The sequence below is a fragment of the uncultured Sulfitobacter sp. genome (genome assembly GCF_947497275.1).
Classification (GTDB): domain Bacteria; phylum Pseudomonadota; class Alphaproteobacteria; order Rhodobacterales; family Rhodobacteraceae; genus Sulfitobacter.
Genome location: NZ_CANMFS010000003.1, coordinates 202,678 through 224,430 on the forward strand (window position 1 = coordinate 202,678; position 21,753 = coordinate 224,430).

General features: G+C 61.1%; 24 protein-coding genes. 11 read left to right on the forward strand and 13 right to left on the reverse strand.

The annotated features are described in order from the left end of the window. Window positions 1-54: 54 nt before the first annotated feature. From Q1A06_RS07740 to Q1A06_RS07750, 3 genes are all read right to left on the reverse strand, one after another. Complete coding sequence (locus Q1A06_RS07740) at window positions 55-555, reverse strand: winged helix DNA-binding protein (protein ID WP_299561150.1); 501 nt, start codon at window positions 553-555, stop codon at window positions 55-57. Window positions 556-641: 86 nt separating this feature from the next. Beyond that, window positions 642-932 carry a succinate dehydrogenase assembly factor 2 gene (locus Q1A06_RS07745; RefSeq protein WP_299561153.1) on the reverse strand — a complete coding sequence of 97 codons (291 nt, stop codon included), beginning with the start codon at window positions 930-932 and terminating at the stop codon, window positions 642-644. Continuing rightward, the gene (locus tag Q1A06_RS07750; RefSeq protein WP_299561156.1) at window positions 925-1,332 is read right to left on the reverse strand and encodes a helix-turn-helix domain-containing protein; all 408 of its coding nucleotides are present in this window, start codon (window positions 1,330-1,332) and stop codon (window positions 925-927) included. The genes Q1A06_RS07745 and Q1A06_RS07750 overlap by 8 nt, the downstream gene beginning before the upstream one ends. Window positions 1,333-1,426: 94 nt before the next feature. Between Q1A06_RS07750 and Q1A06_RS07755 the strand changes: the two genes are divergently transcribed. Next, window positions 1,427-2,629 carry a pyridoxal phosphate-dependent aminotransferase gene (locus Q1A06_RS07755; protein ID WP_299561159.1) on the forward strand — a complete coding sequence of 401 codons (1,203 nt, stop codon included), beginning with the start codon at window positions 1,427-1,429 and terminating at the stop codon, window positions 2,627-2,629. A 130-nt stretch (window positions 2,630-2,759) separates the two neighbouring features. Next, the gene (locus tag Q1A06_RS07760; protein ID WP_299561161.1) at window positions 2,760-3,161 is read left to right on the forward strand and encodes a hypothetical protein; all 402 of its coding nucleotides are present in this window, start codon (window positions 2,760-2,762) and stop codon (window positions 3,159-3,161) included. 21 nt (window positions 3,162-3,182) lie between these two features. Here the strand turns inward: Q1A06_RS07760 and Q1A06_RS07765 are convergent, their stop codons facing one another. After that, complete coding sequence (locus Q1A06_RS07765; RefSeq protein ID WP_299561164.1) at window positions 3,183-4,550, reverse strand: MATE family efflux transporter; 1,368 nt, start codon at window positions 4,548-4,550, stop codon at window positions 3,183-3,185. Window positions 4,551-4,958: 408 nt separating this feature from the next. Between Q1A06_RS07765 and Q1A06_RS07770 the strand changes: the two genes are divergently transcribed. From Q1A06_RS07770 to Q1A06_RS07780, 3 genes are read left to right on the forward strand one after another with little or no spacing between them, the layout of a single operon-like run. Beyond that, a complete protein-coding gene (locus Q1A06_RS07770) occupies window positions 4,959-5,603 on the forward strand; it encodes a hypothetical protein (protein ID WP_299561165.1) in 645 nt (214 codons plus the stop codon). Then, complete coding sequence (locus Q1A06_RS07775) at window positions 5,600-6,754, forward strand: alpha/beta fold hydrolase (RefSeq protein WP_299561167.1); 1,155 nt, start codon at window positions 5,600-5,602, stop codon at window positions 6,752-6,754. The genes Q1A06_RS07770 and Q1A06_RS07775 overlap by 4 nt, the downstream gene beginning before the upstream one ends. 22 nt (window positions 6,755-6,776) lie before the next feature. Continuing rightward, complete coding sequence (locus Q1A06_RS07780) at window positions 6,777-7,649, forward strand: alpha/beta fold hydrolase (protein WP_299561169.1); 873 nt, start codon at window positions 6,777-6,779, stop codon at window positions 7,647-7,649. 9 nt (window positions 7,650-7,658) lie between these two features. Here Q1A06_RS07780 and Q1A06_RS07785 read toward each other — a convergent pair whose 3' ends face one another. After that, the gene (locus tag Q1A06_RS07785; protein ID WP_299561171.1) at window positions 7,659-7,982 is read right to left on the reverse strand and encodes a dimethylsulfonioproprionate lyase family protein; all 324 of its coding nucleotides are present in this window, start codon (window positions 7,980-7,982) and stop codon (window positions 7,659-7,661) included. Beyond that, complete coding sequence (locus tag Q1A06_RS07790) at window positions 7,933-8,331, reverse strand: dimethylsulfonioproprionate lyase family protein (RefSeq protein ID WP_299561173.1); 399 nt, start codon at window positions 8,329-8,331, stop codon at window positions 7,933-7,935. Before Q1A06_RS07790 ends, Q1A06_RS07785 begins: the two co-directional genes overlap by 50 nt. A 150-nt stretch (window positions 8,332-8,481) precedes the next feature. Here Q1A06_RS07790 and Q1A06_RS07795 point away from each other — a divergent pair, with 150 nt between their 5' ends. Beyond that, a complete protein-coding gene (locus Q1A06_RS07795; RefSeq protein WP_299561176.1) occupies window positions 8,482-10,443 on the forward strand; it encodes a DNA topoisomerase IV subunit B in 1,962 nt (653 codons plus the stop codon). After that, window positions 10,443-11,228 (forward strand): HEPN domain-containing protein, encoded by a 786-nt coding sequence (locus Q1A06_RS07800; RefSeq protein WP_299561178.1) that lies wholly within the window; start codon window positions 10,443-10,445, stop codon window positions 11,226-11,228. The genes Q1A06_RS07795 and Q1A06_RS07800 overlap by 1 nt, the downstream gene beginning before the upstream one ends. 60 nt (window positions 11,229-11,288) lie before the next feature. On the opposite strand, the gene Q1A06_RS07805 is transcribed toward Q1A06_RS07800, so the two are convergent. Further along, on the reverse strand, window positions 11,289-11,684 hold the full coding sequence (locus tag Q1A06_RS07805) for a c-type cytochrome (protein WP_299561181.1): 396 nt from the start codon (window positions 11,682-11,684) through the stop codon (window positions 11,289-11,291). Window positions 11,685-11,868: 184 nt separating this feature from the next. On the opposite strand from Q1A06_RS07805, the gene Q1A06_RS07810 reads away from it, so the two are divergent. Together Q1A06_RS07810 and Q1A06_RS07815 are read left to right on the forward strand one after the other, a co-directional pair. After that, on the forward strand, window positions 11,869-12,549 hold the full coding sequence (locus Q1A06_RS07810) for a hypothetical protein (RefSeq protein WP_299561183.1): 681 nt from the start codon (window positions 11,869-11,871) through the stop codon (window positions 12,547-12,549). An 8-nt stretch (window positions 12,550-12,557) separates the two neighbouring features. Continuing rightward, entirely contained in the window at window positions 12,558-12,992 is a 435-nt protein-coding gene (locus Q1A06_RS07815; RefSeq protein WP_299561185.1) for a DMT family transporter, read from the forward strand. Window positions 12,993-13,398: 406 nt separating this feature from the next. Here Q1A06_RS07815 and Q1A06_RS07820 read toward each other — a convergent pair whose 3' ends face one another. The 6 genes from Q1A06_RS07820 to pepT all read right to left on the reverse strand — a co-directional run bounded on the left by Q1A06_RS07820 (window position 13,399) and on the right by pepT (window position 20,096). Continuing rightward, window positions 13,399-14,088: an ABC transporter ATP-binding protein gene (locus Q1A06_RS07820; RefSeq protein ID WP_299561188.1), complete on the reverse strand. Its 690-nt coding sequence runs from the start codon at window positions 14,086-14,088 to the stop codon at window positions 13,399-13,401. Then, the gene (locus Q1A06_RS07825; protein ID WP_299561191.1) at window positions 14,081-15,367 is read right to left on the reverse strand and encodes a lipoprotein-releasing ABC transporter permease subunit; all 1,287 of its coding nucleotides are present in this window, start codon (window positions 15,365-15,367) and stop codon (window positions 14,081-14,083) included. Before Q1A06_RS07825 ends, Q1A06_RS07820 begins: the two co-directional genes overlap by 8 nt. A 51-nt stretch (window positions 15,368-15,418) precedes the next feature. Next, a complete protein-coding gene (locus Q1A06_RS07830; RefSeq protein ID WP_299561194.1) occupies window positions 15,419-15,913 on the reverse strand; it encodes a DUF2937 family protein in 495 nt (164 codons plus the stop codon). Window positions 15,914-16,094: 181 nt separating this feature from the next. Further along, entirely contained in the window at window positions 16,095-17,258 is a 1,164-nt protein-coding gene (locus Q1A06_RS07835) for a PQQ-dependent sugar dehydrogenase (RefSeq protein WP_299561198.1), read from the reverse strand. Between the two features lie 82 nt (window positions 17,259-17,340). Next, window positions 17,341-18,693, reverse strand: coding sequence for a proline--tRNA ligase (proS, locus tag Q1A06_RS07840; RefSeq protein ID WP_299561201.1), 1,353 nt, complete (start codon window positions 18,691-18,693; stop codon window positions 17,341-17,343). 158 nt (window positions 18,694-18,851) lie between these two features. Beyond that, on the reverse strand, window positions 18,852-20,096 hold the full coding sequence (pepT, locus tag Q1A06_RS07845; RefSeq protein ID WP_299561204.1) for a peptidase T: 1,245 nt from the start codon (window positions 20,094-20,096) through the stop codon (window positions 18,852-18,854). 543 nt (window positions 20,097-20,639) lie between these two features. Here pepT and Q1A06_RS07850 point away from each other — a divergent pair. Both Q1A06_RS07850 and Q1A06_RS07855 read left to right on the forward strand, forming a co-directional pair. Next, window positions 20,640-21,134: a twin-arginine translocation pathway signal gene (locus Q1A06_RS07850; RefSeq protein WP_299561207.1), complete on the forward strand. Its 495-nt coding sequence runs from the start codon at window positions 20,640-20,642 to the stop codon at window positions 21,132-21,134. A gap of 9 nt (window positions 21,135-21,143) precedes the next feature. Beyond that, window positions 21,144-21,749, forward strand: coding sequence for a ferric reductase-like transmembrane domain-containing protein (locus Q1A06_RS07855; protein ID WP_299561209.1), 606 nt, complete (start codon window positions 21,144-21,146; stop codon window positions 21,747-21,749). Window positions 21,750-21,753: the final 4 nt, after the last annotated feature.

Sequence of the window (21,753 nt, forward strand, 5' to 3'; positions counted from 1 at the left end):
AACGGTCCCACACGGACGGGCACCCGCGCCCGGTCTGGCGCGGATCCGTTCCGATCAATAGATGTATCTGATCTGATCGGTCCAATACCGCTCGACCCGGCGCAGCGATGCGGTGATCCCGATAACGCCCTCGGGGCCCAGAACGCCCTTGTCTTTCAAACCACCGGCGTGCCGCCCGAACAAGGTCGCTACGACGTCCCGGATATCGCGTCCCTTTTCTGTCAGGCGCACCCGAACGGACCGCCGGTCGATTTCGCAGCGCTGGTGGTGCATATAGCCCATATCGACCAGTTTCTTGAGATTGTAGCTGACGTTACTGCCCTGGTAGTAGCCGCGGCTCTTGAGCTCTCCGGCCGTGACCTCGTTGTCGCCGATGTTGAACAGCAACAGCGCCTGAACCGCATTGATCTCCAAAACCCCGACCCGTTCGAACTCATCCTTGATGACGTCCAGCAACAACCGATGCAGGCGCTCGACCAGAGACAGTGCCTCCAGATACCCGACCATGAACCCCTTCTCGCCGGCTGAGGGGCCGATGGGATCTTGAATGCTCATATTACTCTCCGACTCTTTATGACTGTGAGCCGGAAACTGAAGAAAAAAGCAGAATATTTCGTTAAACCGAGAGAGACTTTCTACCGCTACGCCTGCGCGATGTGACGCTGGATATCACCGATCATTTCGTCGTATTTCGGCTTGGGCGCGAACTGCCCTGTCACCCACTGGTACAGGTCATGGTCGTTCTCGTTGAGCAGATCATCGTAAAGCGCAAGGTCGGATTCTGCCATAACAGGTAGGCGATCCGTTGCGTAGGCCTGCAAGATCAGATCCATTTCCTTTATGCCGCGCCGCATGGACCGCATCGCGAGGCGCTTGAGCCGTGTTTCGCGCGGCTCGTGTGCAGGCGGTTTGGGTTGCGGCATTTCAAGCATCACCGGCCTCCTTGAGCATCTCACGCAAGCGTTTTTCCAACCGTCCCGCCTTCTTCGCACTATTGCTCAGATCTTCGCGCAATCCACGTACTTCCGCCAAGAGCGCACTGACGTCCGCCGGTGCGTGCACGGCATCCTCGGATCCGTCCAGCCCTTCACCCTCGCCGTTGATCAGCCACATCATCGAGACATTGAGCAGGCCCGCCAGCATCGACAGCCGGTTTGCGCGGGGCTCGGAAATATCGTCTTCCCAACCGCGCAAAGTGCTTTGACGCACGCCAAGCCGTTTCGCGAGTTGGGCCTGCTCCATCCCTGCGGCTTCGCGCGCAGCAGCAACGCGATCACCAAAGGTTGCGACCTCCGGGCTGTACCAGTCCGTGTCCTGTGTGAGATCCGACATAAAATGCTCTCCTTTCGGGTCGTGATGATACTTGATCGGGTGGGGGCGCCCACCTATGAGAGGGTGAGACATGATATAGAGCATTGGGGCAAAAATGGAACTGCTGTCAAAGACACTTGCACGGGTAAAGCCGTCACCCACCATCGCCGTGACCACCAAGGCGCAGGAGCTCAAGGCCGCAGGCCGCGATGTGATCGGGCTGGGCGCGGGCGAGCCGGATTTTGACACGCCTCAGAACATCAAGGATGCGGCCGTCGCTGCGATTGCGGCGGGCAAGACGAAATACACCGCCGTTGACGGTATCGTCGAGTTGAAGCAGGCAATCTGCGATAAGTTCAAGCGTGACAACGGTTTGGAATATGCGCCAAGCCAGGTCAGCGTGTCCTCGGGCGGCAAGCAAGTGCTCTATAATGCGCTGATGGCGACGATGAATCCCGGCGAGGAAGTCATCATTCCCGCACCTTACTGGGTCAGCTATCCCGATATGGTCCTGCTCGCAGGAGGCACGCCGGTCATCGTAGAGGCCTCTTTAGAGCAGAATTTCAAGATGACCGCGGAGCAGCTGGAAGCTGCGATCACGCCGAATACCAAATGGCTGATCTTCAACTCGCCCTCCAACCCCACCGGCGCGGGGTATGCACGCGACGAGTTGAAGGCGCTGACGGACGTGTTGCTGCGCCATCCCCACGTCTGGGTGATGACCGACGATATGTACGAGCATCTGGCCTACGACGGTTTCGAATTCTGCACCCCCGCGCAGGTCGAGCCACAGTTGTATGACCGCACGCTCACGGTCAATGGCGTCTCGAAAGCCTACGCCATGACTGGCTGGCGGATCGGTTATGCCGCAGGTCCGGAAAAGCTGATCAGCGCGATGCGCAAGGTGCAATCGCAATCCACCTCCAATCCCTGCACGATTTCGCAATGGGCGGCAGTCGAGGCATTGAACGGCACGCAGGACTATATCGCGCCCAACAACGAGATGTTCGTGCGGCGCCGCAACCTGGTCGTTGAGGCGCTGAACGGGATCGACGGTATCACCTGCCCGGTGCCCGAAGGCGCCTTCTATGTCTATCCTTCCATCAAGGGGCTGATCGGCAAGACGTCGAAGGGTGGCGCGCTGATCGACACGGACGAGGCATTCGCCACCGCCCTGCTTGAAGAGACCGGCGTTGCGGTGGTGTTCGGCGCGGCTTTCGGTCTCAGCCCTAACTTCCGCGTCAGCTATGCGACATCCGACGATAACCTGACGGAAGCCTGCAAACGGATCACCGATTTCTGCGCCACCTTGCAGTAAATTGCGGCGTCTTGCGACGGAACCGGCGGAAAGCTATACGTTTTCGCCAAATACTGCGCCGGTTCCGGCGCTGCGAAACAGGTCGGCCCGGACGGGGTCGGTGGATTGAGACGGTACAGGGGTTCGGGCAATGGCAAGCGATCTTCCGAAATATTATTTCCGGGTCCGCGAGAACGGGGCTTTTGTCTTTCGGCTGGACACCGAAAACCGCCAGCGACGGATCGAGATGGATCAGATCGCCGTTCTGAACATGCGCAACGGCGAGATCAAGCCGCACGGCGACCGCACTCTGTCGGAGGCGGATATTGCTGCGATCAAGGACTGGATGAGAGAGCGCGGACGCATCCTTTCGCACCGCGACATTGATGACATCCACCGCGCGGTCGACTATCTGAACCTGACCGCCCACTGGGTACAGTCCAAGGCCACCGACGCACAGCTTGATGCCGTTACCGACAATCTATTGCTGGCGATGCATGATCTGCGCAGCGCGCTGGTGCGGCGCAAGTCGGACCAGCTGACAAAGGGTTGACCGGTCCATCCCGGTGCAAGTTCATCCCGGCGCAAGCACACGTACGCGCGGCAAGACCGAGCGCCAGAACCGCAAGCTCAACAATATTGCCGCAAAGCCCAGACCCATTCCCATACCGGCCCAGACGCCAATGCCCTGCCATCCCAGCGTGAACCCCAAAAGGTACGAGCACGGTACACCAACCCCCCAATAGCTGACGGCGGCGTAGATCATCGGCATGCGGGTGTCCTGGACCCCGCGCAGCACGCCCAGCGCGATCGCCTGAAGCCCGTCGACCAGCTGGAACAGTCCAGCCATGAACAGGATGCCAACCCCAATTTGCAGGATCTGCGCCTTGGCCGTCTCTTCTTCGAGCACAAAGATACCGATGAGCACATCGGGAAACAGGACGAATACCGCCACCGTCACAGCGGAAAAGACCAGTGACATCACCGTCACCACCCAGGCTCCGCGCGCGAGATGCGACGGGTCGCGGCGGCCATAAGCATTCCCCGCGCGTACCGTGGCCGCATTGCTGAGCCCCAGATGCACCATGAATGTGATCGAGGTGAGCTGCACAGCGATCCCGTGTGCGGCGAGCGGTACGGTGCCGAGCCAGCCCATCATAACCGCCGACGCCGCGAACAACCCCACTTCGGAGAGCGACGTGATGGAGATCGGCCAGCCCAGCCGGAACACCTGCGCCAGCATGTCCCAATCCGCGCGCCAAAGACGGCGGAACAGATCATGTTGGGGTAGTACCAGCCGAACGTAGACGACCACCCCCAGCAACGAGACGATCTGCGTGCTCAGGGACGCAACCGCCGCACCGACGACGCCCAGTTCCGGCGCGCCCCAGTTGCCGAAGATCAGGGCATAGTTCACCAGCGCATTGGTCACCGCCGCCAGTACCGTGATCCACAGTACCACCTGCGTGCGCTCCAGCGCGGCCAGATAGCTTTTGAGCACCATCACGAAAAGCGCGGGCAGGATGCCCCAGCCTGCCACGGCGAGATAATCCGCAGCATCGCGCACCACCGCGTCCTGTTGTCCCATCAGCCGCAGGATCGGCGCAGCGTAGATCATCAATGGCAGCACCAGCAATGCAAAGCCAAGGCTAAGCCACAGCCCCATGCGCGTGGCGCGGCGGATCGAGACTTCGTCCGCCTCTGCGTGATAGGTCGCGACCATCGGCATCACCGCCCAGGCGAACCCTGATCCGAAAATGAACAGGACGAAGAAGTAGGTCGAGGCAAGCGTGACCGCCGCCAGCGCCTCGACACCGTACCAGCCCAGCATGACGGTATCGGTGACACCGATCGCCATCTGCGCGAGGTGCCCGCCAATCAGCGGCAGGCCCAGAACGGCGAGGGCCTTGGCGTGGGCCGGAAAGGACATGAATTTCTGCATGGCGCTACCCTTATGCCGATTGCAGCGCCGCAGGAAGCCGTGAAATTACACCGATTACAAACACTGGCCCGGCGCGCATCAATCCACATCTCACCGACCGGTCGCCCGGATATAGACGCCCAAGACCAGCGCCAGCCGCGAAATATCCTCAGCGCCGGATGTTAATGAGGCAAAACAACTGTGCCCGGTCAGCGCCTTCCGTCGGCAACAACCAGCCATCCAGACCCTGTCGCTGCACAGGCGATAAGGACGGGAGTGCCATTTGCGCCCTCCGGCGCGCAGTACAGGAGTGAGCGGAAACATAGCATGGCGCGATCTCCCCGTCCGGTGGGATTTGGTCTCGGTCTGCGCGAGGCCGCGCGCAATGCCGATTGTATAAACACTGCGGTCCGCCTAACATTTTTGTGTATGCCGGATCCAACGATCATCCTTGCGCTGATCCGAGCGCTTGTCGCGGTGATGCGCACACGCAGCCTCACTGGCGCGGCGCGGGCGCTTCCGCCAGATTTGCGCACCCTCTTCGACGCGGGGCCGCAAGTCACAGTCGCACCGGCTACGAGCGATTCTCCGATGGGTTTGCTCCACCGCGCGGTCGATATCGGTCAGCGCCTCGTGCCACCGTGCAAAAAGGTGCTCATGGCGCAAAAACTCCCAAATGTGCCCGCCGGCTGTTTCGCGACGGCGGAATTGCAGGTTCGGACGGGCATCGGTGGTTTCGGCACTGGCGCGCAGGTGCGCGAGGATTGCCGGTCGCGCATCCTGCCCGCACTTGCGACAAAGACTGTTCCTGTGTCCGCGCGCCGGGCGTTGCGCCATGAAGATCCGCTTGTGCAGATCGCCGGGAATAAGGCAGGGCAAAGGATCGGCATCTTTCGGGGCGCGCTGCCGCACCGTCTTGGACTGCAACCCGTTCCGTCATCCTTACGTCATGCCAAACTCACCTCTCTGGCAAAGCGCGCAGACCAGGCGCACTGCCCGTTCACGGAATTTCTCAAGCCAGGGCTGCTGCAATGGCTGTGCCCCCCCGCCTCCGCGATGGAGATGTTCGCATGACCCGCACACGCATCGACAGGATCGGCCCCTATGCCCCCGCGCTGGCCCTGCGCGGACCCTATCCCGTTGGCGTCCGCACCCACCAGATCATACTGCAGGACCAGCCGGACGTTCATGCGCCCGCCCCCGCCGGCGCGACACGTCCGCTTACGGTAGAGATCTGGTATCCGGCGGCGGCGGACACGGCGCCCGGCGGCACCTACGACACGCTATTGCGCGATGGCGTGCGGCGCGTGACGCTCGCCGGACAGGCCGTGCGCGATGCTGCACCAGCACACGACATTCACGCCCCGTTGATCATCATCAGCCACGGCTATCCCGGAAACCGCTATCTTCTGGTGCATCTCGCGGAGAGCCTCGCCGCGAAAGGCTATGTGGTGACCGCCCCCGATCACGCCGGCAGCACCTATGAAGCCCAGGACAGCTTTGGGCTGACCCTGCTGCACCGCCCGCTGGATCAGATCGGTGTGGTCGACGCGATGGCAAAGCTGGACGGCGATCTAGGCGATATGATCGACGCGGACCGGACCGGCATCATCGGCTATTCCATGGGCGGCTACGGCGCGCTGATCAGCGGCGGCGCGGGTCTCGCCCCCGCCGCACCCGATTTCGCGCGCGCACCGCCCGAGCGGCTGCTGGACCGCTACCTTGCCGGATCGGACAGCCTCGCATCGTCAATGGACCAGCGGATCAAGGCGATCCTGCCCATCGGGCCGTGGGGCGGCCTGTACGGCATGTGGGACGCGGCAGGGCTGGCGGGGCTGCGAGTGCCTGCGCTGATCATCGCCGGAACCGCGGACGACGTGTCGGGGTATGCCGCAATGCGCGAAATATTCGAAGGCATCACGGGCGTCGAACGCCACCTTCTGAGCATGATCAACGGGGGCCACAACGCCGCGGCCCCCTACCCCGCGCCGGAAGAAAGCTGGACGCAGTCCGACACGCTTGGCTGGCCGCCATATCTGCACCATGCCGATCCGGTTTGGGATTCCGTCGTAATGAACAACATCGCCCAGCATTTTGCCGCCGCGTTTTTCGGCGTGCATCTGCGCGGCGATACCCGCCTGCGCAGGTATCTGGACGGTACAAAAATGGAGGGGTTTTCGGACGGCACCGCGCAAGGACTGCGGCTGGAAAGCCTTGGCATATGATTTATCGGAGGAAAATACGCACATGACTTCACACTGGACAGAAACTGTCACACTGAACGGCGAGGCGTTCTTCGTCCGTCACTGGGGGGATCCAGCGGCGCCGAAGATCCTGATGCTGCACGGTTTTCCGGAATATTCCGGCGCGTGGTCAGACCTTGCCCCGCTGCTGGCTGACCGGTTCCATTGCGTCGCGCCCGACCAACGCGGCTATGGCCAAAGCTGGCGACCGGCAGAGATCGACCAGTACAAGACAGGCCGGTTGGTGTCGGATATGGTGGCGCTGATCGGAGACGCGCCTGTGATCGTCCTTGGCCACGACTGGGGCGCGTCGGTGGCCTACGCGCTTGCCATCGGGCGGCCCGATCTGGTGTCAAAACTGATCATCATGAACGGTGTCCATCCCGCCCCGTTCCAGCGCGAACTGGCCAAGGGCAGCGCGCAGACGGATGCCTCGCAATACATCCATTTCCTGCGGCGCGAAGGGTCCGAGGACATCCTTGCCGCCGATGATTTCGCCAAGCTGATGGGGCTGTTTTCATCCCACATGGACATGAGCTGGCTCAAGGGCGACACGCTGGCGGGGTACAAGGGCGCGTGGCGCGATGCCGCCGGGCTGCGCGGTATGATCAATTGGTACCGCGCGTCGCCGCTGAAACTCGGCGGTCCGGGCGAGGCGATCGACGACGCACCATCGTTCGATCCCGCACGGTTTCAGGTGGGCTGTCCGCATCTTCTGATCTGGGGTACTGCCGATACGGCCCTGTTGCCCTGCACGACCGAAGGTCTGCAAGACTACGCGCCCGATCTCACCCGCATCGAGATTGCGGATGTGGATCACTGGCTGCACCACCAGAAACCGCGCGAGGTGGCGGATGCGATTCTGAACTGGCTTTAGGTCCTGACGCTATTTGCGCGTGCGCGTGAACACCATCTTCTGATTGTGCAGAACATCCTTCTCGCCCAACCACGCATAGGCCAGCAAGGCAGGCTCCTGCTTGCCTACGGTGATGCGGTGCAGGTGATCGGGCGGATTGAATATCATCGAGCCGGGAACGTACACGCCCTGATGATTTTCCGACACTGCGCCCGACAGGCAGACGTAGCTTTCGGTGATGGCCTTGTGAGCATGAGCGGGATAGGTGCAGCCCGGTGCGAACAGCACGACGCCCAGTATGATCTCATCGCTGATCACCGGCCCCCTGCGCACCTGCAAGCTCGGCGTAGGCATAGCTTTGTTTCAGACCTTTAGGCACCTTGTCATAGCCGTATTGCCAGCTGAGGTAGGGTGCGACCGCATCCAGCGCGCGCACTGCTTGCGCCAGCGCCCCTTGCCGCCCTTCGTCGAGCGCGCGCCGCAGATGCGCCGTCACCGGCTTTTGGGCCTGCGGTTGCAGACGGACTTCGGCGTTTTGCTTGAGCAGCCGCGCGATCGCCTCACGGGCCCGGCGCTGATGAGTGGCGATCTTTTCGCTGCCACCCGCAGGCAAGTAGCGATAGAGCTCGTCGTACTCCTGCAACATATAACGCCAGTCCGGTACGTCGCGCAGGGTTTGCCGGGTATCCGGTGTCTGGGTCATGGGGGCATCCTCCGACAGCTCCTCCAGTGGCGTAGTTGCACCCGCGCGAAAAGAAAAGCCCCCGCCGCGCGCGTTATCCGCCCTTCCAACGCCCAATCCTCTCTGGCATAGTCGAACGCTTAGAAAAGCAACAAACAGCAGGCCCCCCAGATGTCCGATCTCCTCTCCGGTGCGCAGCCCAGCGGCAATGAATACGATGCCTCCTCGATCCAGGTTCTGGAGGATATGGAGCACGTCCGCCTGCGCCCCGGCATGTACATCGGCGGCAAGGACGACCGTGCCCTGCACCATATGGTGGCCGAGATCGTCGACAACTCGATGGATGAGGCTGTAGCGGGCCACGCCACCTGGATCGAGGTGGAGTTGCACGAAAACGGCCATGTCACTGTGCGCGACAACGGGCGCGGCATCCCGACGGATCCGCACCCCAAGGACCCCGCCAAATCCGCGCTGGAGATCATCTTTTGCACGCTGAATGCGGGCGGCAAGTTCTCCGGCGACAGCTACGAGACGTCCGGCGGCTTGCACGGGGTCGGATCGTCGGTCGTCAACGCGCTGTCGGACCATCTGCGGGTCGAGGTCGCGCGCAACCGCGAGCTTTATGCGATGGAGTTCTCGCGCGGCATCCCGCAGGCGCCACTGGCTAAAATCGGCGCGGCGCCCAATCGGCGCGGCACGTCCGTCACCTTCCACCCCGATCCGGAGATATTCGGCGCCCTCAAACTCCGCCCCGCGCGCCTGTTCGCGATGGCGCGCTCCAAGGCCTATCTGTTCTCGGGCGTCGAAATCCGCTGGAAAACCGCATTGACCGACGGCGACACACCGCCCGAGGCCACGTTCCACTTTCCCGGTGGTCTGTCGGATTACCTCAACGAGACACTGAGCAAGGCGTCGACCTACGCCGAAGCGCCGTTTGGCGGTTCTGTCGATTTCAAGGAAAAGTTCGGCCAGCCCGGCAAGGTGGAATGGGCGATCAACTGGACGCCTTCGCGCGACGGCTTCATCCAGTCCTATTGCAACACCATCCCCACCCCCGAAGGCGGCACGCACGAGGCCGGTTTCTGGTCCGCGATCCTCAAGGGCATCAAGGCCTATGGCGAGTTGGTCGGCAATAAGAAGGCCGGCACGATCACCCGCGAAGACCTGATTACCGGCGGCTGCGCGCTGGTATCCTGCTTTATCCGCGAGCCGGAATTTGTGGGCCAGACCAAGGACCGTCTTGCCACGGTGGACGCCCAGCGGATGGTGGAGAACGCCGTGCGCGACCACTTTGACAACTGGCTGGCGGCGGACACGAAATCCGCCGGTGCGATCCTTGATTTTCTGGTGCTGCGGGCCGAGGAACGCCTACGCCGTCGGCAGGAAAAGGAAACCGCGCGGAAAACAGCAACGAAAAAACTGCGCCTGCCGGGCAAGCTCACCGACTGCACCTCGAAGTCCCGCGAGGGTACGGAGTTGTTCATCGTCGAGGGCGACAGCGCGGGCGGTTCCGGCAAGGGCGCGCGCAACCGGGTCAATCAGGCGCTGCTGCCGCTGAAGGGAAAGATCCTCAACGTGCTGGGCGCCGCCTCCGGCAAGCTCAACACCAACGCCGAGATCAACGATCTGTGCGAGGCGCTCGGCGTGGGCATGGGCAGCAAATTCAACCTCGACGATCTGCGCTATGACAAGATCATCATCATGACGGATGCGGACGTGGACGGCGCGCATATCGCGGCGCTGCTGATGACGTTCTTCTTCACACAGATGCGCCCGATGATCGACAACGGCCACCTCTACCTCGCCTGCCCGCCGCTCTACCGCCTGACCCAGGGTGCGCGTCGCGTCTATGTGGCCGACGACGCCGAGAAGAACCGCCTGCTGGAGACGGGTCTGGGCGGCAAGGGCAAGATCGACGTGCAACGCTTCAAGGGTCTGGGCGAGATGGACGCGAAGGACCTTAAGGAAACCACAATGGACCCGGCAACCCGCAAACTCATCCGCGTGTCCGTGGACGAGGATATTCCGGGCGAGACAGGCGATTTGGTGGAGCGGTTGATGGGGAAGAAACCGGAGTTGCGGTTCCAGTACATTCAGGACAACGCGCGGTTTGTGGAGGAGTTGGATGTTTGATGGGCATCAATGAGACGGAGTTGAGCGAAAGAGGAAAGGACGCCTTTTTCAGTCTCGTTGTACAACGTTTTTTTGACAAAGCTGATGAAGACTATGTGACAGCTCGCTTTCTGTTCTTAAATCGTCTTTACTCACAATTTCCGTGGGTAGCATGTCAAGCGTTGGAGAAGTACTTAAAAGCAGCACTTCTTTTGCGTTATGAAATCGCAGAAAGAAAACACAACCTAAAATCAAATTTCTCTAAGCTTAACCAATGCTCTGGCGTCTCTTTTCCGAGAATGATCGAAGCGCCCTCTGGTTTCAACTTCTTGCTTGAGCAGCAAAACCCATGCGGAAAATCGAAACGCTGGAACTACCGAATGCAAACTAGCCAATTCATTTCTAAGCTTGAAAAGATGGGCTCACCGTCTTCGAGATACAACCAAACAAATATTAGTATTGAGCACTATGACATTCATCGATTTGACGCTGTATCAAAAATGGTTCGCGATACCGCGTTAGACGGTCCGCACGTTCGGTTGAATAGAAGTATTGAAAACCTGTATTCGCGGGAAGAGGCTTGCCAAAGTCTGCGCTTCGGTCGCCTAAAGCTTACTCGAGAAGTTAGCGAGATGATCTTTAAAGAAAACTATGCCTATTTTCCGCAGAGCGCTACCAGCATTGATCAGATACACTTTCTTTATAGAGACAACAATGCAGTTCAAAACACTTTTGGGGCGGAAGACGGTGATTATATCAGCGCTGAAAAGTTATTAGACAAATTATTGCGAAATTCTATGAATTGATCCAACGCGTGAAACCGCTAAAGAATCTACCCTAAACAAACCCAATCATCTAATGCGCTCCTACTCCTGCACCTCCCGCAAATACGCCACCAGATCCACAATCGCGCGGCTGGTCATCATGGGCTGGCCGGTTTCGACCTTCAGGACCGTCTCATCGCCCGCGAAGAACTCGCCGTAGACCGGCATGGGCGATCCGTGGCTGACCAACGGGTCGCTGCCGTCGATGCGCATCACCACGCGACGTGTGGGAAAGCCGTCGTGGCGCCGCGCAAGATCACGCAGGGACGGCGGTTGCAAAAGCAGCGCGGGCGCCGGCGGGCCGTTGCCGCGCCCCTCCAGACCGTGGCACACAGCGCAGTGTTGCGCGTAGAGAGCGGCACCCGCTTCGGGGTCCTGGGCGCGCACCGCGACCGGTAAAAGCAGCAGCGCCGTGACCGTTGCAAAGAGTGTTTTCATGGCAAAGTCCTCGTGACATCATCACACATTGGCCAAAAATCCGCACCGGTTGCTGATCTGTGTCAAGTTACGTGGACAAATACAGAGAATACCGCAGTCTCGGCGCATTTCTCACCGGCACCTGCACCGGAGCAACGACCGATTTGGGCTTGTATAGGACGCGCTGCAGCGCGTTAATGCGTCCATGCGCCTTGCCCTTTTTTTCCTGCTGCTCCTCGCTGCCTGCGGTCGCCCCCTGACGCCACAGGAGCGGTCGTTTGCGGCCGATATTCACGGAGATACGCTCGATTACGCCGAGGTCCGCTTGCACGATGGCGCACCCACCCGTGCGGTGACGTTCAGACGCAAGCCAAGGCCGCGCACGACCTGTCGGGAGTTGATCCTTCCACCTGAACCGCCCGAAGAAAAGATTATCACCACCAAGCCTGCCGCCGTGGCGCTGTTCAACACGGTGCTGTTCGACAAGGACTGGTACCTCGACGATTATCTGCCGGACTACCCGGACCGGATCGGTCTGGTCGCAGCGATGCTGCTAAGCCACGAGTTGACCCATGTCTGGCAATGGCAGAACCGACAACTCACCGGTTATTCGCCGCTGCGCGCGGCGTTCGAGCATAGCCCGGGGGGCGACCCGTATCTGTTTGATCTCACGGACAGAAAATTTCTCGATTTCGGGTTCGAGCAGCAAGGCTCCATCGTCGAGGAGATGGTCTGTTGCCGTGCGCTCAACCCGCAGGGAGGGCGTACCCAGCGTCTGCACGCGCTGGTTAGCCAAGTGATGCCGGTAGCGCCATTACCGCAAAGCCCCGCACATGACGTGAGCTTGCCGTGGGACGGTATCAATCTTGACAACATCTGCACATGAGAGGCCCAATGGCACATTACGCTCTGATCATGGTTCTGGCAGGGATCGGCATTCCGATCCTTGCGGCCCTCAATGCCCGACTTGGCGTACGCATCGGATCGCCAGCGGTGGCAGCGACCATCCTGTTCGTGATCGCGCTGACTGTTGCACTCGTCGTTGCGCTGGTGACCGCGCCACAGGGGTTCGCCCAGCTTGGCGGCGCGCCAAAGCACCTGTTTCTCGCCGGTGTGCTCGTCGCCTTCTATATTCTCAGCATCACGTTCATCGCGCCGCGTTTCGGGATCGGCAACGCAGTTTTTTTCGTGCTGTTGGGGCAGCTTGTCTCGGCGGCCCTCATCGACCAGTTCGGCCTGTTCGGCGCGCAGGTCTCGCCGCTGAGCCTGACGCGGGCGGCGGGGGTCGCCGTAATGGCGTTCGGCGTCTGGCTTACGCAACTGGCGTGACGTGCTGGCTTGGGTCAGGCGTCGGTTTCCTGCGCGCCGGATGCGCTTACTGCGTCCTCTGGCAGCGGCTTTGACACGCCTTCGAGCCGGATATCAAAGCCGTTGGACAATCGTACCAGCACTCCCTCGTCATCGTGCGTTTTCTATGAAGCTGGCGACATCGACCATCGCGACGGGATCAAACGGATCCTCGGCAATCTGATCTCCGTCTTCCGGCGCGTCTCAGGCGGAATCGTTCTTCATTCCGACGAAGCCGACCATCGACGGGCCGGGCGGATGCGAGAAGCATAATGATCAAAGAAGACATGTTCGGGGCCTGTGCAGGTATTGCTGCTCAGCCCTTGACCAGTTCGAAAATACGGCAGGGCTTGGAAGCACTTGTGCCGCTGCCGCGTCCCGTTTCGCGCTAGAGCGGGATCAGCTTGCCTTGCTCCAGCCGGACGCGCCGGTCCATGCGCGCGGCGAGGTCGAGGTTGTGGGTCGCAATCAGGGCAGAAAGCCCGGTGCCGCGCACCAGTTCCATCAAGGTCGCGAACACTTTTTCCGAGGTTTCGGGATCGAGGTTGCCGGTGGGCTCATCCGCAAGCAGCACCTGCGGGCTGTTGGCCAATGCGCGGCAAAAGGCGACGCGCTGCTGTTCTCCGCCCGACAGGGCCGCGGGACGGTGCTCTGCGCGCGGTGCGACGCCTACCTGCGCCAGTAACTGGTTCGCGCGCGCCTCCGCGTCCGGGCGCGGCACACCATTGGCCAACTGCGGCAGCACGATATTTTCAAGCGCGGAAAACTCCGGCAACAGGTGGTGGAACTGATAGATAAAACCCACGTCCGCGCGCCTCACCTGCGTGCGGGCCCGGTCACGCTGTCCGCTTAGATCATTGCCCGCGATCTCGACCCGTCCCGTATCGGGCGTATCGAGCAGCCCCGCGATATGCAGCAACGTAGATTTGCCGGCCCCCGAGGGCGCCACCAGCGCGACGATCTCGCCGCGCGCCAATTCCAGGTCGATGCCGCGCAGAACCGTGACCTCGTTCGGCTTTCCGTGATTATAGCCCTTGGTGATGTCGCCAAGGCGCAACACCGGTGTTGCATCACTCATATCGCAGCGCCTCGACAGGGTTCATCCGTGCCGCACGGCGCGCGGGAAAGATCGTGACGACGAAGGACAGTCCCAGTGACAAAGCGACCGCCGATCCCACATCCGCCAGCTCCAGCTTGGCCGGAAGAAAGTAAATCCCCCGGATCGACGGGTCCCACGCATCGCCACCCGCCATCCAGTTGACGAAACCGAACACCTGATCGACATAGAGCGCGAACAGACATCCCAAAATCACCCCCAGCGAGGTACCGATCAATCCGGTAAACGCGCCGCAAATGAAGAATATACGCAGGATCGACCCCTCGGTCAGACCCATCGTGCGCAGGATGCCGATATCACGGCCCTTGTTCTTGACCAGCATAATCAGCCCCGAAACGATGTTCATCGCGGCGATCAGCACCAGCACCGACAGGATCACGAACATCACGTTATCTTCGATATCAAGCGCATTCAGAAAGCCCGATGACGCCTCGCGCCATGTCCAGACCATTGCCGTCTCGCCCGCCGCCTCGAGAATATCGGCGCTGAGCCGGGACACGTTGTCTGGCTCCGCAACCATGACCTCCAGCTCGCTGACCGCGCCTTCGGAATTGAAAAACGACTGTGCCTCGGACAGAGGAAGATAGGCGCGGGTGCGGTCGATGTCGTATCGCCCGGCGGTAAAGATGTAGGTAATCTCGTATCCGTTCACCCGAGGACTGGTGCCAAAGGCTGTCTTGACCCCGTTGGGTGATATGATCCTGATGCGGTCCCCCACCTGAGCGCCCAAAGTGCGGGCCACCCCCGATCCGATGGCGATGCCTTCGGAAAACCGCCCGATATCGCCTTGTGCATTTTCGGGATCCGCGACGCGCGGAATGGTCAAGAGGTCGTCGGGCGCGATGCCGTAGATTTCCACGCCTGCATTGTCGCTGCCGAAAGACGCCATCACCTGTCCGCGCACGATCGGAGCCACCCGCGTGACGCCTTCGACATTCTCGATGGTCGCCCGCAATGTGTCGTAGTCGCGAATGGATCGGTCGATCGCGCCATTGGGCTGCATGCGCCCCATTTCGTATACGGTGACATGCGCATTGGCGCCCAGAATGGTATCAACGAACTCAGCGCGAAAACCCGCCCGCACGGCCAGCGTCGCAATGAGCGCGAACACCGCCAGCGTAATCCCGATAAGACTGATCCAGGTCATGACACTGACGCCACCTTCGGCACGGCGCGCCCGCAGGTAGCGCCACGCGATCATCCATTCGAACGGGGCAAAGGGAGCTGTTCTGTTGGCCATGACGGTCCTTGCAGGAAGTTTCGCGCAACCTGATCGTTCGCGCGCATAGGGTCAAGGGGCGGTAACGCGGCGTAGCGGCCACGCGACAAGGCGCACCAGTAGTCCGACACCCAATGTAGCCGTTACGAAACCGAAACAGGCAAAAATGAGCCCCGCAAAGTTGACAGGTACCGCCGGTTGATACGCCTGCCACGCGGCCCGCGCGATGCCAGAATCGGTAAAGCGAGCGGCATGGTAGGCCCGCATGAACGGACCGTGCCCCTGCAAGATGGCGAAATCCGTGCTCAGGCGTTCGTAGCGCGCGAACGTGCGCGCCATATCCGCGCCGCGCCGGGACAGAAACGCGGTGCCCGTCATCTGCGCCAATGCATCCTCACGGCTAAGGCTGGCAGCGGCGGCGGATGCATCGAAATCGGCGACAACCTCGCCCAGCGCATCGACCGCACCGCCGAGCCGCTGCATGTACTGTTGCGAATACTCGGGAAACTGGGACCCGGCAATTGCGCCCGCCAAACCGCCTGCGAGTGTTAGTGCGCGCAGAATCACCGGATCGGTCCCGACGTATCACTGTATTTGATCGCTACAGTGCACCGAAGGCCCGAACCGTGCCGACAATCGCTATCGCTCACAGCGTTCATATGGCTCCTCCTCTTGCACCCATCCTCTTGCTGCCTGCTTTTGCCGCGGCCCGCAAGATCGCACATACCCGCACCGGGCGAGGTTTTCTCTACTGCCGGGTCAGGCGAAGCAACCGACCATCCGAGTTGTCGAGCAGCAGGATCGCGCCGTCCCGGTCGATTTCAACATCGCGCGCACGGATTTCGCCGGGAAAAAACCGCTCCTCCGCGACCGCTCTGTCGCCTTTGAGGCGCAGCCGCACAAGCCCCCCGGGAGTAAGCGAGGATGCAATGATATCTCCCTGCCATCCGGGGAACATCTTGCCGTTGTAGAACGCAAAATCGCCCGGCGCGATGACCGGATCCCAATAATACCGCGGCTCGGTGAAATCCGACGCGCGCGCATCCCCCGATCCGACGGGCGAACCGCTGTAATTCACACCGTAGCTGACGACGGGCCAGCCATAGTTCGCGCCCTTCTCAAGTACATTCAATTCATCGCCGCCGCGCGGGCCGTGCTCCAGCGTCCAGAGTGCGCCGGTCGTTGGGTGTATATCCGCCCCCTGAACATTCCGGTGCCCCAGGGTCCAGACTTCATTGTCAAAGGGGTTTCCCGCAGCCGCCCCGCCCCTTGGCAACACCCGCACCACTTTGCCATAGGTCGTGCCCACATCCTGCGCAAGCTGGCGGTCTTGCTCGGTAAAATGTTCGCCTGTGGTGATGAATACATAGCCATCCTGCGGTACGACGCGGGAACCGAAATGCATCGCGTTGCGGGAGGGGGGCTGCTGTACGAAAATGTCGCTGACGTCGCTGAGCGTCGTTGCGTCCGGACTGAGCACCGCGCGCGCGGCCGCAGTGGATGATCTGCCGCCCCCCATCGGTTTGGCGTAGCTCAAATAGATCACGCGGCTGCGTGCAAAATCCGGCGCAAGCGCCACATCCAGAAGCCCACCCTGCCCCTCGGCCAGAACGTCTGGCACACCGGTGATCGGTTCGCTGACCGTGCCATCCCGCACCATTCGAAGCGCACCGGTGCGCTCGGTCACCAGGTAGCCGCCCTCCGGCAGCACCTCTACGCCCCATGGTGTCTCAAGCCCTTCGGCCAGAACATCCACCTTGAACTCGATACCGCTATCCTGCGCTGGCGCGCGGGTTTGGGTAGGCCACGCCGGCCTAAACTGCGGTGCGTTCTTGCGTCCCTGCTCTACCCCCTGCGCGGACGCGGCAACGCCCATGAAAATGAACGCGGCACTCAGAAATATCGGCTTCATAATCGCCTCCCGGTTGAAACTACGGGACACAGGATGGCACAAAACGCGCGCAGGTCCAGCCCGCGCGCGCCGCATGATTGCATCAGATACCGCGAACCGTCAGCCCCTTGTAGATCTGCGCGATCTTCTCGACGGCCTGTGCCGGCTCCATCTCCTCGCTCTCACCGGTACGGCGCGAGGTCAGCTCGACCATCCCGTTCTTGAGCCCGCGCGGACCCACTGTGATCCGCCATGGCAACCCGATCAGATCCATGGTGGCGAACTTGCCCCCCGCCCGCTCGTCCCGGTCGTCATACAACGGGTCAAGGCCTAGTGCCGTCAAACTGTCATAAAGCGCGTCGCACGCCGCATCGGCTTGGGTGTCCCCCTGCTTGAGGTTTATGATCCCGCAATGGAACGGCGTCACACCCTCGGGCCAGATGATGCCCCTGTCATCGTGGCTCGCCTCGATGATGGCCCCCAGAAGACGGCTCACGCCGATGCCATGGCTGCCCATATGGACCGGTGTCACTTTCCCGTCCGGCCCCTGCACAGTGGCGCCCATCGCCTCGGAGTACTTGGTCCCGAAATAGAAAATCTGTCCTACCTCAATGCCACGGGCAACGCGGCGGCGCTCTTCCGGCACTGCATCGAAAAGGGCTGCGTCGTGCGTCTCGTCCGTGCGCGCATATTTCGAAGTGAACTCCTCCATTATCGCCGCACAATCTTTGTGGCTGTTATAGTCGATCTCGCGGTCACCGAATCTCAAGTCGGTAACGGCGCTGTCATAGAACACTTCCGATTCGCCCGTCTCAGCGAGAACAAGGAACTCGTGCGTGTTATCCCCCCCCATCGCGCCACTGTCGGCCCGCATCGGGATCGCCTGAAGGCCCATCCGCTCGTAGGTCCGCAAGTAACTCACCAAATGGCGGTTATACGCGTGCAACGCATCCTCCTTCGTGAGATCGAAAGTGTAGCCGTCCTTCATGAAAAATTCCCGACCGCGCATCACACCGAACCTCGGGCGCATCTCGTCGCGGAATTTCCACTGGATGTGGTAAAGCGTCAGCGGCAGATCCTTGTAACTGCCCACATGGCTGCGGAAGATGTCGGTGACCATTTCTTCGTTGGTAGGGCCGTAAATCAGGTCGCGCCCTTGCCGATCCGTAATCCGCAACATCTCGTCGCCGAAGGCATCATAGCGGCCACTCTCACGCCACAAATCTGCCGATTGCAACGTCGGCATCAGCATCGGAATATGACCCGCACGTATCTGTTCCTCGTGCACGATATTCTCCAGCTTGCGCAGCACCCGGAAGCCCAGCGGCAACCATGAATAGATACCTGCCGCGTTCTGCTTGATCATACCCGCTCGCAGCATGTAGCGGTGGCTGACAATCTGCGCCTCTGAGGGGGTTTCCTTCAGTACAGGCAGGAAATAACGGCTCAAACGCATGCGCGCGCTCCTTTGTGTAGATTTCGTGTTTTGCTTAGGTCAAACCATACCCTGACACAATCGCCAACACGCGCCCTATTTCCTTTGGTTGAAAATATCCCGGGATGTTTGAAGGGCGGCGCCCTTCATCGTCTGCAGTGATTTGCGGCGCAGCCGCTCTATTCTACCGCGCCTGTCGCGCGCTGAGCCAAGCGCAGGGCAACTTCGCACGCCTTACCCATATCCTGAACCGATATCCATTCAAGTGGCCCGTGGATCTCCTGCATTCCCGTAAAGATATTGGGGCATGGCAGCCCCATTTCCGTCAGCCGCGATCCGTCGGTGCCACCCCGGATCGGGATGCTGACCGGCTCCAGACCAACATCGTTCACCGCCGCATGGGCCAAATGCACCGGTGTCATGTCCTCTTCCAGCCAATAGCGCATGTTGCGGTACTGCGGCGTGATTTCACAGGTGATCTGCGCGCGCGGCTCGGTAGCCGCGATGGTCTCGCACACACGGGTCAACAGCGCGCCCTTGTCGGCCAGCCCCGCGCGCTCGAAGTCGCGGACGATGAACCCGATCCGCACCCGCGCCGCACCCCCCGAAATGTCGGTAGCATGGATGAACCCCTGCGCCCCGCTCGTCGTCTCGGGCGTCAGTGTCACTTGCGGCAGCGTATCTATGACCTTGGCCGCAAGATGCATCGCATTGACCAGCTTGTCCTTGGCCAAGCCGGGATGTACCGACACACCTTCGATGGTCACGATGGCGCGGTCGGCGGAGAACGTCTCATGTTCTACTTCACCGGGTTTGGATCCGTCAAACGTATAGGCGAAATCGCAGCCCATGTCGGCGGGAAGGCGCGGGTCGACGCCGCGCCCGATTTCTTCATCCGGCGTGAAAGCAAGGCGGATCCTGCCGTGCTTGATCTCTTGATTTTGCAACAGATGACGCGCGGCAGTCATGATGATTGCCACACCCGCCTTATCGTCGCCACCTAGAAGCGTCATGCCCGACGCTGTAATGATGTCATGGCCGACGCAATCAGCGAGATGCGTTGAAATGTCGGGCCCCAGCCGCCGCCCGGGCGCATCGGCAAAACTGATGTCACCCCCGTTGTAGCGCGCGTGCAGCACCGGCTTCACGCCGCTCGCGTTGAATTGCGGTGCCGTGTCCACATGCGCACACCACCCCATCACCGGCCCTTCCGTAGTGCCGGGGATCGTGGCGAGCACCACACCGTATTCGGTCAGCGTCACGTCTTGCGCGCCCATGTCCTTGAGCTCCTGGACGAGCAAGCGGCTCAGATCCAGTTGGCAGGCCGTGCTCGGCTGGCTGTGGCTGGTCTCGTCGCTTTGCGTGTCGATCGCGGCGTAGCGCATCAGGCGCTCTTGTAGTTCGGCATCGTGGGGGGTGCGCATCAGGTTATCCTCGAAACAAATACCGGCGCTACTCTGTGCGTGCGGCGCGTGAAGTCAAGCGGTCAGCGGCGCAAGGCACTCGTCGGTCAATATTCATCATGCGGGATCGAAGTTCGCCGCGCAGCGATGCCCGCCAGCGGCGTGCAGCGCGCCTATACGCCGGGCGGCTCCGACCTGTGCCTGCGACACTTCGGGACGAGCATCCGCATCCGCATCCGCGTCATCTGCACAGTCGATACCCTTAATAAAACAACCGAAACCGATGTGCGCGGCGCGGTTGGACGACGGTACAATCAACTATGCGGTATTCATCGCGGGCCAGGGTGTTCTGATCCTGTCGACGACCGGGCGTCGCATGCATCCGCCCTGTCCTACGCTGGTGCGGCTGGGGATGCACATTCACCGACGCGAAATCGGGGCACCGAATATGCGCAGGTGTTTGCCAATTCAGTGCGTTCACGCAGCGGTGACTTGCCCGTACCGCTCGCCCCTCTACCATACAGACATACAATATCTGTCCGCGAAACGCTGAAGAGGAACACAATGTTGCAGACACCCTGTTACAACCGCCGCCGCTTTTTGACGATCGCCGGTCTTGGCGCGCTGTCCACCATACCTGCCGGACGGCTGTCGCAGGCGGCGGCGAACACCGCGATCGCTCCGACATCGACCATGCGCGGCGGCGCGAACAACTACCGGCCCAACGCACCGCTGGTAGACCGACTTGGCACCGGCTTTGACATGTCGGGCACAGTACGCCGTGCCGGTGATGGCGCACCGCTTGGCGGTCAACGCATTCAGATCTGGGCGGCAACGACGCTGGGCGGTGAACGCGAACCTGCCAACCACGGCAGCGTCTTGACGGATGCAAACGGCGCCTTCCGGCTGGAAATGCCGCAGATCGTTCCGAATTTCGGGCAGCCGCATGCCCATCTCGCGTATGACGATGGCGCGTACGAAACCGTGTTCTTGCGGCCAATTATGCCAAGCGCCTCCGACACCAGCCTCAGGGTCGATTTCGTGCTGGTCCCCGCCTGACGTCTGGCTGTGACACCCAAACAAGTCGCACACTGGAAAGCGCGGTCGCTCTGGGCCGTGCTGCTTGTTCTGATGGTTGTTCCCATGACCATCGCCGCGCAAAGCCCGCTTCTTGCCTATCGCGATGCACCCTACATCCTGTCGGGTATAGCCGGCATTGCGGCGCTTTGCCTGCTGCTTGTTCAACCCCTGCTGGCGGTCGGCCTGCCCGGCTGGCCCCGCGCGTCATCGGCGCGACGACTGCACAGGGCCATCGGCGCGATACTCCTTGTCGCCATTCTTGTGCATGTAGCGGGCCTCTACGTGACCAGCCCGCCCGACACCATCGACGCATTGACGCTCGCTTCTCCGACACCGTTTTCGATCTATGGCGTAACGGCGATGTGGGCATTGATCGCGGCCGCTGCCATCCTACCCGCGCGCAGGCGGTTCGGTGTACGGCGTTGGCGCAGGGTGCATCTTGCCTTGGCCCTGTGGGTCGCGGTCGGTACAGTGGCGCATGCGATGCTGATCGAAGGCACTATGGGCACGATTTCGAAAGCCGTCCTGTGCGTCGCTGTCTTGGCGTCGATGGCTACCGCAGTGATCAGGTGCCGGCGCGGGCAGAGGCCTTGAATAA